Below are 12044 nucleotides of genomic sequence, written 5' to 3' on the forward strand. Positions count from 1 at the left end.
AGGGGCGCCCCCAGCGACGCGGTGACGAGAACCGTCAGCCCATGAACTTCTTGAACTCGTCCGGCAGCTCGAACTCCGTGCCGCCCTGCTGCGGCAGGCCGAGGGCGTTGCCGCCCTGGGCGGCGGCGGCCCGGCGGGCGGCCTCCTCCTGCTCCTGCTGCTTGCGCTTCATCGGGTTGCCGGAGCGCTGCTTGCCCTTGGCCTTCTTCTGCTGCTTCTTCTGCCGGCCGGGTCCGCCGCCCATGCCCGGCATCCCCGGCATGCCCGGCATCCCGCCGCCCTGGGCCATGCGGGACATCATCTTGCGGGCCTCGAAGAACCGCTCGACCAGGTTCTTCACGGCGCTGACCTCGACACCGGAACCCTTGGCGATACGGGCGCGGCGCGAGCCGTTGATGATCGTCGGGTCCTGGCGCTCGCCCGGCGTCATCGACTTGATGATCGCGGCCGTGCGGTCGACGTCCCGCTCGTCGAGGTTGTTGATCTGGTCCTTGATCTGGCCCATGCCCGGGAGCATGCCGAGCAGCTTGGAGATGGAGCCCATCTTCCTGACCTGCTCCATCTGGGCCAGGAAGTCGTCCAGGGTGAAGTCCTGGCCCTTCTTGGACGCCAGCTTGGAGGCCATCTTCTCGGCCTCTTCCTGGCTGAACGTCTTCTCCGCCTGCTCGATCAGGGTGAGCAGGTCACCCATGTCGAGGATGCGGGAGGCCATCCGGTCCGGGTGGAAGGCGTCGAAGTCGTCGAGCTTCTCGCCGTTCGACGCGAACATGATCGGCTTGCCGGTCACCGAGGCGATCGACAGGGCCGCACCACCGCGGGCGTCGCCGTCCAGCTTGGAGAGCACCACGCCGTCGAAGCCGACGCCGTCGCGGAAGGCCTCGGCGGTGTTGACGGCGTCCTGACCGATCATCGCGTCGACGACGAACAGGATCTCGTCCGGGGAGACGGCGTCACGGATGTCCGCGGCCTGCTGCATCATCTCCTGGTCGATGCCGAGGCGGCCGGCGGTGTCCACGATGACCAGGTCGTGGACCTTGGCCTTGGCGAACTCGATGGAGTCCCTGGCGACCTTGACCGGGTCGCCGACGCCGTTGCCCGGCTCGGGGGCGTACACCGCGACGCCGGCGCGCTCGGCGACGACGCTGAGCTGGTTCACGGCGTTGGGGCGCTGGAGGTCACAGGCCACGAGCAGCGGGGAGTGGCCCTGCTCCTTGAGCCACTTGCCGAGCTTGCCCGCGAGGGTGGTCTTACCGGCACCCTGCAGACCCGCGAGCATGATCACGGTGGGCGGCTGCTTGGCGAAGCGCAGGCGGCGGGTCTCGCCGCCGAGGATGGTGACCAGCTCCTCGTTGACGATCTTGAGGACCTGCTGGGCCGGGTTCAGCGCCTTGGAGACCTCGGCACCGAGGGCGCGCTCCTTGACGTTCTTGATGAAGGCGCGGACCACCGGCAGGGCGACGTCGGCCTCGAGGAGCGCGATGCGGATCTCGCGGGCCGTGGCGTCGATGTCCGCTTCGGACAGCCGGCCCTTACCCCGGAGGGACTTAAAGGTGGCTGACAAGCGATCGGAGAGAGTATCGAACACGGCGGCGTAGGTCCTCGCGTCGGCGTTGGTGTGGGTCGCCCTCCAGGGTATCCGGCCCGGCAAGCAATTCGTCCCTGCCCACCGCGGAGAGGGGACGGGGACGCAAACCCCGCACCGCCGGGGAGCACGTCCGTGGACGCGTGCCCCGGCCGCACGGTCACGCTCGCAGCGCCTCCTCCAGCCGTGACGCCACCGCGGCCGCCTCCTCCCCCGGCAGCGGCGCCCCCTCGGCGCCGGTGACGTAGAACGCATCGACGGCGTTCGAGCCCAGGGTCGACACGTGCGCGCTGCGTACCCGCACCCGCGCGCCCTCCAGGGCCCGGCCGATGCGGAACAGCAGGCCGGGCGCGTCCTGGGCGCGGACCTCGATCACCGTGGCGAGGCGGGAGGCGGCCGGTGCGACCGTCACCCGCGGCGGCGGCGCGACCACGCCCCGGCGCCGGGGGTAGGCCGCGTCCCGCTCGGCGAGGCGGGCGGCGACGTCCAGGGAGCCGTCCAGGGCCCGGACGAGGTCGGCGCGCAGCCGGGCGGCCTGGGGCAGGGAGCCGTACTCGGCTGCGACCCGCCACTGCAGCAGCAGGGCGGAGCCGTCGACGCCGTCCGGCAGCAGAAGGGCCCGCAGCTCGGCCGTGCGCACGGTCAGCCGGTGCAGGGCCAGGACGCCGGCGACCGCGGGGAGCACGCCGGGCTGGTCCGGTACGGCGATCAGCAGCTCCACGCCCAGGGGCTCGGGTCCGCCGGCCGGGTCGCGCTCCGCCGGCGGCTCGGTCTGGGCGCGCAGGGCCAGCACGGGCCCGCCCGTGCGGAACGCCTCCAGGGCGAGCCGTTCGTGTTCGGCGGTGGGTGCGGCGGCCTCGGGGTCTTCCAGCGGGTCCCCCGCGAGGACGGCCGAGACCCGTTTCACCAGGTCGGCGACGAGAGAGCCGCGCCAGGACGACCAGGCGGCCGGCCCGGTGGCCAGGGCGTCGGCCTCGGTCAGGGCGTGCAGCAGTTCCAGGGTGCCCTGGGTGCCGACCGCCTCGGCGACCGAACGCACGGTGGCCGGGTCGTCCAGGTCGCGCCGGGTGGCGGTCTCGACGAGCAGCAGGTGGTGGCGTACGAGGGTGGCGAGGACGGTCACGTCGGCGCGGTCGAAGCCGATGCGGGCGGCCACGTCCCGGGCAATGGTCTCGCCCGCCACGGAGTGGTCGCCGGGCCAGCCCTTGCCGATGTCGTGCAGCAGGGCGCCGACGAGGAGGAGGTCGGGGCGGTGCACGCGGCGGGCGAACTCGGCGGCGCGGACGGCCGTCTCGATCAGGTGCCGGTCGACGGTCCAGACGTGCACGGCGTTGCGCTGCGGGCGGCAGCGGACCCGCTCCCAGTCCGGGAGCAGGCGCGTGATGAGCCCCTCCGCCTCCAGTGCTTCCCAGACCTCCACGGTGGGCCGGCCGGAGCCCAGCAGGGTCACCAGTTGCTCGCGTGCCTCGGCGGGCCAGGGCGTGGGCAGGGGGCGTGCGGTGGCCGCCAGGCGGCGTACGGCGTGCAGGGAGAGCGGGAGGCCGGCCTGTGCGGCGGCGGCCGCGGCACGCAAGGGGAGTACGGGGTCGCGTTCGGGGCGTGCGGTGCGGGCGAGCACCACCTCGCCGTCCTGCTCGACGACGCCCTCGGCCAGCGGGGACCGCTCGGCGCCCGGCTTGCCGCCGCCCAGCATGGCGCGCAGCCGCGGCCGCACGGACCGTGACCGCAGCACGCGCCCCACTTCGCGCCAGGTGACGTCACTGGCGTACGAGACGACGCGCGCCGCCTCGTAGACCTGCCGCAGCAGCGTGTCGGCGTCCAGCAGGCCCAGCTCGGCCGCCACCTGGTCCTGTTCCTGCAGGGCCAGCCGGTCGGTCGCCCGGCCGGTGGCCAGGTGGAGGGCGTCCCGGACGTCGAGCAGCCGGCGCCGGGCGTCGGCCAGGCCCTCGCGCGGGGCGTCCGCCAGCCAGGAGGCGGCGACGGCGCGCAGGGCGGTGGCGTCGCGCAGCCCGCCCCGGGCCTCCTTGAGGTCGGGTTCCAGCAGGTACTGGAGTTCGCCCTGGCGCTCGGCGCGTTCGGCGCACAGCTCCTTCAGTTCGGGGAGGCGCCTGGGGGCCTGGTTGCGCCAGTCGGCGAGGACGGCGGTGCGCAGGCCGGCGGTGAGTCCCGGGTCGCCGGCGAGGTGGCGGGCGTCCAGCAGTCCGAGCTGGACCTTGAGGTCGTCCCCCGCCGTCTTCCGGGCCTCGGCCGGGGTGCGGACGGAGTGGTCGAGGGCGAGGCCGAGGTCCCACACGGGGTACCAGAGGCGGTCGGCGAGGGCGGCGACCGCCTTGTCGTCACCGCCGTCGTGCAGCAGGAGCAGGTCCAGGTCGCTGCGCGGGGACAGCTCGCCGCGGCCGTAGCCGCCGACGGCGACGAGCGAGACTCCGCTCAGCCCCGCGGCCGCCGCGCCGAAGAGGCCGGACAGCCAGTCGTCGGTCAGTCCGGCGAGGGCCGTACGGCGCGGCGGCCCGGACCGCGCCCCCTCGGTGAGGAGGCGCAGCCGGGCCGCCGCGTAGCCGCCGGGTCCCGAGTCCTCTGCTTCTTTCGTCACGTCCGTACTCGTCACCCAGCGACTCCTGTTCTGTCGTGGTCAGAGGGCGTCCGGGCCGCGCTCGCCGGTGCGGACCCGGACGGCCGTGTCGACCGGGACCGACCAGACCTTGCCGTCACCGATCTTGCCGGTCCGGGCCGCCTTGACGACGACCTCGATGAGCTGTTCGGCGTCGTCGTCCTCGACCAGCACCTCGATGCGGATCTTGGGCACCAGGTCGACCGTGTACTCGGCGCCCCGGTAGACCTCGGTGTGGCCGCGCTGGCGGCCGTAGCCGCTGGCCTCGGTGACCGTGAGTCCGTGGACTCCGAAGGCCTGCAGGGCCTCCTTGATCTCGTCGAGCCGGTGCGGCTTCACGACGGCGGTGATGAGCTTCATGCGTCCACCTTCTTGCTCTCGGCCTGGGCCACGTGGGCGGGCACGGCGGTCGTCCGGGCGGCACCCCCGCCAGCGCCGCTGAAGTCGTATGCGGTCTCGGCGTGCTCGGCCTGGTCGATGCCGGCCACCTCCTCGTCCTCCGTCACCCGCATGCCGATGGTCTTGTGCAGGATGAGGGCGAGGATGGCAGAGACGACCAGGGAGTAGGCGAGGACGCCGAAGACTCCCGCGCACTGCTTCCAGAACTGGTCGAGGCCGCCGCCGTAGAAGAGGCCCGCGACGTCGGACTGGCCCTTGCCGGTGGCGAAGAAGCCGATGAGCAGGGAGCCGAGGATGCCGCCGACGAGGTGGACGCCGACGACGTCGAGGGAGTCGTCGTAGTTGAACCGGTACTTCAGGCCGACGGCCATCGCGCACAGCACACCGGCGATGACACCGACGGCGATGGCGCCGAGCGGGGAGACCGCGCCGCCCGCCGGGGTGATGGCGACCAGGCCCGAGACCGCGCCGGAGGCGGCGCCCAGCGTGGTGAACGCGCCGTGGCGGATCTTCTCGTAGGCGAGCCAGCCGAGCACGGCCGCGCCGGTGGCGACCTGGGTGTTGACGAACATCAGCGCGCCGACGCCGTCGTCGTTGCCGAGCCACGAGCCGGCGTTGAAGCCGAACCAGCCGAACCACAGCAGGCCGGCGCCGAGCATGACCAGCGGCAGGCTGTGCGGGCGCATCGGGTCCTTCTTGAAGCCGACCCGCTTGCCGATGACGAGGATCACGCCGAGCGCCGCGGCACCGGCGTTGATGTGCACGGCCGTACCACCGGCGAAGTCGATCACGCCCAGCTCGAAGGCCCAGCCGCCGGCGCCCCAGACCCAGTGGGCCACGGGGAAGTAGACGACCGTGGCCCACAGCGCGATGAACAGCGCCCAGGCCGTGAACTTCACGCGGTCCGCGAGGGCTCCGCTGATCAGGGCGGGGGTGAGGACGGCGAACATCAGCTGGAAGACCAGGAACACGAAGACCGGGATCGTGTAGCCGTCCCACAGCTCGGTCAGGCCGATGTCGCTGAGGCCGACCCAGTCGGAGTTCCAGCCGACGATGCTGCCGGTGTCGGTGCCGAACGCCATGGAGAAGCCGTACAGCACCCACAGGACGGTGACGATGCCGAGGCTGATGAAGCTCATCATCAGCATGTTCAGGGTGCTTTTGACCCGGACCATGCCTCCGTAGAAGAAGGCCAGGGCCGGGGTCATGAGCATCACCAGGGCGGAGCAGATGAGCATGAAGCCCGTGTTGGCGGCAGAGAGCTCCGTCTCTGCGGCGAGCGTGATGGCTGGAGCCATCGGCGTCTCCTCGTCGTTGGTACGGCCCCGTGCGGGCGAAGCCTGAGCGGGAATGAGGGGTGGGCCGGTTATGCGCCACGAGATTGGCGCAGCGCGGTTTCGGTGGACGCCCCTCGTTGTTTCGCCGCCGTGACGAAGGCGCCTGGCGTGTTACGCGTCGATGAACTGCCGGATTCCGCGCCGCGCGATCGTTATCGTGGCGCAACGTTCCGCACGGGACACGGAGCCGGCCGCGGCGGCCTCCGAATGACCTGGCATGGGGGAGCCGAGTCGGGCAGTTCGGGAGGGCCGGCCGCGGCCGGGGCTTGTCGGGGCTTCAGACCGCTTCGGCGGTCTCGGGCAGTTCGACGGCGAGCCGCCGGGTCAGGTCGACGACCTCGCCGAGGTCGCCGAAGTCGCGTACGGCCGTGTCGACGGTCTTGCGGATGCGGGTGTTGACGCGTTCGGAGCGGACCTTCTTGGCGATGCCCATGGCCTCGGTGACGAGGACCGTGCTCTCCTCGGGTTCGCGGCGCAGCAGGTGCACGGTGGCCATGCCGATCAGGTTCAGCGCGTACGACCGCTGGTGTTCGCTGTCGGCGGCGAACAGCTCCACGGCCCGCCGCATGAGGGGTTCGGCGAGGGAGGCGTACGCGGGGCTGCGGCCGGCGACGTAGGCGAGGTCGCGGAAGGAGTGGGAGTTCTCGCCGTACAGCTCTGCCTCGGAGAAGAAGCGGATCCAGTCGGGGTCCGGCTCGTCCCACTCGTCGGCCTCGGCGAAGGTGTCCTCGGCCATCCGCACCGCCCGCTTGCACCGGCCGGGCTGGCCCATGTTGGCATAGGCGCGGGCCTCCATCGCATACAGCATCGACTGGGTGCGCGGGCTCGCGCAGTCGCGGCTGCCGTACTGCGCGAGGTGGATCAGTTCCAGGGCGTCGTCGGGCCGGCCGAGGTGGATCATCTGGCGGCTCATGCTGGACAGGATGTACGAGCCGAGCGGCCGGTCGCCCGCCTCCTTGGCGGCGTGCAGGGCGAGCACGAAGTACTTCTGCGCGGTGGGCTGCAGCCCGACGTCGTACGACATCCAGCCGGCCAGCTCGGCGAGCTCGGCGGCGACCTTGAACAGCCTCGCCCGGGTCTCCTCCGTCTGGGGTTCCTGCAGCAGGTCGGTCACCTCGTGGAGCTGGCCGACCACCGCCTTGCGGCGCAGGCCGCCGCCGCACTGGGCGTCCCAGCGGCGGAACATCACCGTGGTGGACTCCAGCAGGTCCAGCTCGGGCTTGGACAGGCGCCCACGCGCGCGCGTGGCGGGCGCGGACGCGTGCTCGGAGCGGGGGGGCGGGGGCGAGGGGACGAGCCAGCGCTGCATGGGCTCGATCAGGGACGGGCCCGCGGAGAGGGCCAGCGAGGTCCCGAGGAAGCCGCGCCGCGCCAGCATCAGGTCGCTGCGCGAGAACTCGCCGAGCAGTGCCACGGTCTGCGGGCCCGTCCAGGGCAGGTCGACGCCGGTCGTGGACGGGGAGGGGCGGGTGGCGCGCAGGCCCAGGTCCTCGACGGAGACAACGACGCCGAAGCGCTCGGAGAACAGCTCGGACAGGATCCGGGGGATCGGCTCGCGCGGGTTCTCGCCGTCGAGCCAGCGGCGCACGCGCGAGGTGTCCGTCGAGATGTGGTTGGCACCGAGCTGCCTGGCCCGGCGGTTGACCTGCCGGGCCAGCTCGCCCTTGGACCAGCCGCTGCGCGCGAACCACGAGGTGAGCAGCTCGTTGGGGCGCTTGTCAGCGTGCGTCGCGTGCACAGCGCTCGTTCCGCTTCCGCCGTTGCCGCTCACTGGAACGCCCCCATCCCTGAGACCATCTGTCGCCGAGTGCGCCAAGCCCTATCAGAATGCCGGTGCGGACGGCCGCCCGTCCGGCGGTTGCCACCCTTCGAACGGAAAGCCGACTTGCCCCCGGCATACCCACTCGGGCATGTGCCACAAGGCTCCGTGCACACAAAGTAATCCTACGATCACGCGTCCAGCCATGGCGATCCCGGAAACGCCACCATTCGCCACCCCTTCGAATGAACTCACGACCCGCGTCACACGATTCACTTGACATAGGACAACCGCAGGCGGGTGCAGCGGTGCGCACCGGGGCGTGCACCGGAATCCGCGCCACCCCGTTTGCCTCCAGGCGCCGTCTGAAACGCGCGGCACTGGGGAGGTGGAAACAGAGAGTCACGTTTCACGTCCGCTGCGTAACCGCCGGTGCGTCGGATCCGTTGGAGGGGGTATGGGCTTCACGATCGGCAGCAGCCGGGGCATGCGTGAGATCCGGACCGGTTCGCGCCGTCGCGCCCGCTCGCCGGAATGCACCGCCGTGGCCGAGTTCACCGGGCTGTGGGGCTGGGACGTGGTGCCGGGCGCGCGGGCCGCCGCGGGGGCCTGCTCCTGCGGCCGCCGCGACTGCCGGGCGCCGGGAGCACATCCCCTCGACTTCGCACCGGAGATCCCCGCCGGATCGACGCTGGACGCGGCGACCGACGCCTGGTCCGAGTTCCCGGGCGCCGCGGTCATGCTGCCGGTCGGCCGGACCTTCGACGTGATCGAGGTGGCCGAGACCGCCGGACGCAGGGCGCTGGCGCGGCTGGAGCGCATGGGCCTGCCCCTGGGCCCGGTCACGGCGACCCCGCCGGGCCGGGTCCACTTCTTCGTCGCCCCGGGCGCCGCCGCCGAGCTGCCCCGGCTGCTGTACCGCATGGGCTGGGACGACCCGTCCGCCCTCGACCTGCGCGGCCTCGGCCCCGGTGCGTACGTCACGGCACCGCCCTCCGACCGGGGTGGCCGGGGCGCGGTGCGCTGGCTGCGCCCGCCGGCCCTCGACTCGGCCACGAAACCCCCGGCGGCCCGCCTGCTGCTGGGGACCCTGGCGTACGTCGCCCATCGCTCGCGCGCGTAGGCCGCCACGGACGGCCACCGGACGGCACCGGACGAACGGCCACCGGACGGCCACTGGAACGACCGGATACGGCGAAGCGCCCGTCCCCTGGCTGTTCCTCAGGGGGCGGGCGCCTCTTCTCGCGCGTGGACTCGCACGCGCAGCGGCCTCGGCCGGCGGTGTCAGTCGCCGATAAGCGCATCCACGAACGCCTCCGGCTCGAACGGCGCCAGGTCGTCGGCGCCCTCGCCCAGTCCGACCAGCTTGACCGGCACGCCCAGCTCGCGCTGCACGGCGACCACGATGCCGCCCTTGGCCGTGCCGTCCAGCTTGGTGAGCACGATGCCGGTGATGTCGACCACCTCGGCGAAGACCCGGGCCTGGATCAGGCCGTTCTGGCCGGTGGTGGCGTCGAGCACGAGCAGCACCTCGTCCAGCGGGGCATGCTTCTCCACCACGCGCTTGACCTTGCCCAGCTCGTCCATCAGGCCGGTCTTGGTGTGCAGGCGGCCGGCGGTGTCGATGAGGACGACGTCGGCGCCGATCTCCTTGCCCTCCTTGACCGCGTCGAAGGCGACGGAGGCGGGGTCGCCGCCCTCCGGGCCGCGCACGGTGTGGGCGCCGACCCGCTCGCCCCAGGTCTGCAGCTGGTCGGCGGCGGCGGCACGGAAGGTGTCGGCGGCGCCCAGGACGACACTGCGGCCGTCGGCGACCAGGACCCGGGCGAGCTTGCCGGTGGTGGTGGTCTTGCCGGTGCCGTTCACACCGACGACCATGACGATGCCGGGCTTGCTGGTGGCGGGCTCGGTCTTGACCTCGCGGTCCATGTCGGCGCCGACCAGCGTGATCAGCTCCTCGCGGAGCAGGCCGCGCAGCTCCTGGGGCGTACGCGTGCCGAGGACCTTCACGCGCTCGCGCAGGCGCTCGACCAGTTCCTGGGTGGGCTGCACGCCGACGTCGGCGGTGAGCAGCGTGTCCTCGACCTCCTCCCACGTGTCCTCGTCGAGGTGCTCACGGGAGAGCAGCGTCAGCAGGCCCTTGCCGAGGGCGTTCTGCGAACGGGAGAGGCGGGCACGGAGCCGGACCAGACGGCCGGCGGTGGGCTCGGGAACCTCGATCTGCGGGATCTCGAGCTCTTCGACGACGGGCGGTTCCTCGATGGTGGCGGTGCCGCCGTCCGGGAGGTCCACCTCCTCTATCGTCCGGCGCGGTTCTTCGCGGGGCGTCTCGGCCTCGTCGCCGACGTGCGGCTCGGCCGGAGGGGCGGTGATGTCGGGTGCCGCGGGGGGCGGGGGCGGCAGCTGCTTCCTGCGGCGGCTGCCGACCACCAGCCCGCCGAGCGCGCCGATCACGACCACGGCGATGACTACAGCAAGGATGACGATGTCCATAACCCGTCCAGTATCAGTCATGGCCCCCGGGGACACCCCGCTTGTGACTTCCTCCAAAGGACAAAGGCCACTGGAAGGAAGGAGTCGGATCAAAGTACGATGGTAGAGGCCGCGTCAACGCGCGTAGAGTCCCGACAGCTCCCTCTCCCCACGATCGAGGCACGGACCCCCCACATGAGCAAGACCGCCGAGACCGAAGGCGCACTGGAAACACGCGGCATCGAGCAGGTGCCCGACGACGAGCGCACCGCCCGGACCCGCGAGCTGTTCCCGACCTGGGTCGGCGCGAACATCAGCGTGCTGCTGCTCACGATGGGCGCGAGCCTGGTCGTGGCGTACCGGCTCAACTTCTGGCAGGCACTCGTCGTCGCGGGCGCCGCGCCCGTGGTGTCGTACGGCCTGGTCGGGCTGATCGGCATCGCCGGCAAGCGCGGTGGCGCGCCCGGGATGGCACTGTCGCGGGCGGTCTTCGGGCAGCGGGGCAATCTGCTGCCCGGTTCGCTGATCTGGGTCGCCCGCTGGGGCTGGGAGACGATCAACGCGGTGACCGGCGCCTACGCCATGCTCACCGTGCTGGACATCGTGTTCGGCATCAAGGCCAACAGCGTGCTGGACATGGTGATGCTGCTCGCCTTCGTCGTCGCGACGTTCGCGATCTCCGGGCTCGGCATCAACGCCGTGCAGAAGTGCAACAAGTACGCGACGTACCTCTTCGGCGTCTTCTCCGTGCTGGTGCTGGGCTACCTGGTGGTCGACACCGACTGGTCCGCGGTCTTCGACCGGTCCGCCGGATCCGTGGCCGCGATGATCGCGGGCGTCGGGCTGATCGCGGCGGGCGGCGTCAGCTGGATCCCGTCCGCCCCCGACTTCACCCGGTACCTGCCGCGCACGGCCTCCTCCAAGGGGATCGTGGGCGTGACGGTCGGCGGCGCCGGCATCGTCGTGCTGCCCATGGTCCTGATGGGCGCGGTCATGGCGGTCTCCACGCCGGACCTGGCCTCGGCCGCCGACCCCGTCTCCTTCCTCGGCGAGATCCTGCCGACCTGGATCGCGGTGCCGTACCTGCTGATCGCGCTGATCGGCATGCTGCTGATCAACTCCATGTCCATGTACTCGGCGGGCTTCACCGCGCAGACCCTGGGCTTCAGGATCCCGCGCCACTGGGCGGTCTCGGTCAACGCCGTGATCTCGCTGGTCTTCGGCGGCGTGCTGATGCTCGTGGCGACCAGCTTCATGGGCTCGTTCATCGCCTTCCTGTCGCTGCTCGCGGTCGCCTTCTCCGCGTGGGTCGGCGTCTTCGGCGCGGACATGCTGCGCCGGAAGGAGTACGACGGCGAGGCCCTGTCCGACACCGGCCGCACCAGCGCCTACTGGTACCGGGGCGGCTTCTCCCCCGCCGCCGTGACCGCCTGGGCGGTGGGCCTGGTCGCGGGGCTGATGTTCACCACCTCCGACTGGTTCACCGGCCCGCTGGCCGCCAACAACGTCATCGGCGAGTACGGCCTCGGCTGGGTCGCCACGGTCGTGATCTCCGGCCTGCTGTACGTCGTCCTGCCGAAGCCGGCGGTGGCCGCGCCTGAGACCGCCCCGGCGGCTGCGCCGGCCGAGCGGCCGGAGCCCGTGTCCGTCTGATTCCGCGACGCCGAGCGACGACGAACGTCCCCCTCACCCGGCCCGGGTGAGGGGGACGTTCGTCGTGGTGGTGCATCACGCCCCGGTGAGCCGGCTGCCACGCCCCGCGGTCACGGTCACGACGTCGGAGCCCCGATGCCCCGGCCCCACACCGCCCTCGTCCAACCACAGCCGTCCGGCCGGAACGGCCTCACCACAGGGGCCGTTCCGCGAGGGCGAGGCCGGCCGAGC

At 72.1% G+C, this 12044-nt stretch carries 8 protein-coding genes; 2 read left to right on the forward strand and 6 right to left on the reverse strand.

Annotated elements, in window-relative coordinates:
- Nucleotides 1–34: 34 nt before the first annotated feature.
- From ffh to nsdA, 5 genes are all read right to left on the reverse strand, one after another.
- A complete protein-coding gene (gene ffh, locus H0H10_RS34315) occupies nt 35–1585 on the reverse strand; it encodes a signal recognition particle protein (RefSeq protein ID WP_188185096.1) in 1551 nt (516 codons plus the stop codon).
- A 157-nt stretch (nt 1586–1742) separates the two neighbouring features.
- A complete protein-coding gene (locus H0H10_RS34320; protein WP_188185097.1) occupies nt 1743–4190 on the reverse strand; it encodes a [protein-PII] uridylyltransferase in 2448 nt (815 codons plus the stop codon).
- A gap of 24 nt (nt 4191–4214) precedes the next feature.
- Nucleotides 4215–4553, reverse strand: coding sequence for a P-II family nitrogen regulator (locus H0H10_RS34325; protein WP_019328769.1), 339 nt, complete (start codon nt 4551–4553; stop codon nt 4215–4217).
- Complete coding sequence (locus H0H10_RS34330; RefSeq protein WP_188185098.1) at nt 4550–5890, reverse strand: ammonium transporter; 1341 nt, start codon at nt 5888–5890, stop codon at nt 4550–4552. Before H0H10_RS34330 ends, H0H10_RS34325 begins: the two co-directional genes overlap by 4 nt.
- A gap of 316 nt (nt 5891–6206) precedes the next feature.
- The gene (gene nsdA, locus H0H10_RS34335) at nt 6207–7700 is read right to left on the reverse strand and encodes a transcriptional repressor NsdA (protein ID WP_188185099.1); all 1494 of its coding nucleotides are present in this window, start codon (nt 7698–7700) and stop codon (nt 6207–6209) included.
- A gap of 445 nt (nt 7701–8145) precedes the next feature.
- On the opposite strand from nsdA, the gene H0H10_RS34340 reads away from it, so the two are divergent.
- A complete protein-coding gene (locus H0H10_RS34340) occupies nt 8146–8811 on the forward strand; it encodes a bifunctional DNA primase/polymerase (RefSeq protein ID WP_188185100.1) in 666 nt (221 codons plus the stop codon).
- A gap of 161 nt (nt 8812–8972) precedes the next feature.
- Here the strand turns inward: H0H10_RS34340 and ftsY are convergent, their stop codons facing one another.
- Nucleotides 8973–10181, reverse strand: a complete 1209-nt coding sequence (gene ftsY / locus H0H10_RS34345) for a signal recognition particle-docking protein FtsY (RefSeq protein WP_188185101.1) — start codon at nt 10179–10181, stop codon at nt 8973–8975.
- Nucleotides 10182–10355: 174 nt separating this feature from the next.
- On the opposite strand from ftsY, the gene H0H10_RS34350 reads away from it, so the two are divergent.
- Nucleotides 10356–11813: a cytosine permease gene (locus tag H0H10_RS34350; RefSeq protein ID WP_188185102.1), complete on the forward strand. Its 1458-nt coding sequence runs from the start codon at nt 10356–10358 to the stop codon at nt 11811–11813.
- Nucleotides 11814–12044 lie beyond the last annotated feature (231 nt).

This window comes from Streptomyces griseicoloratus (assembly GCF_014534645.1).
Taxonomy (GTDB): Bacteria; Actinomycetota; Actinomycetes; order Streptomycetales; family Streptomycetaceae; genus Streptomyces; species Streptomyces griseicoloratus.

What these genes read in the sequence shown, in the direction of transcription:
- H0H10_RS34325 (WP_019328769.1), bottom strand. Translation starts at nt 4,553, where the DNA reads ATGAAGCTCATCACCGCCGTCGTGAAGCCGCACCGGCTCGACGAGATC.
- H0H10_RS34330 (WP_188185098.1), bottom strand. Translation starts at nt 5,890, where the DNA reads ATGGCTCCAGCCATCACGCTCGCCGCAGAGACGGAGCTCTCTGCCGCC.
- H0H10_RS34340 (WP_188185100.1), top strand. Translation starts at nt 8,146, where the DNA reads ATGGGCTTCACGATCGGCAGCAGCCGGGGCATGCGTGAGATCCGGACC.
- ftsY (WP_188185101.1), bottom strand. Translation starts at nt 10,181, where the DNA reads ATGGACATCGTCATCCTTGCTGTAGTCATCGCCGTGGTCGTGATCGGC.
- H0H10_RS34350 (WP_188185102.1), top strand. Translation starts at nt 10,356, where the DNA reads ATGAGCAAGACCGCCGAGACCGAAGGCGCACTGGAAACACGCGGCATC.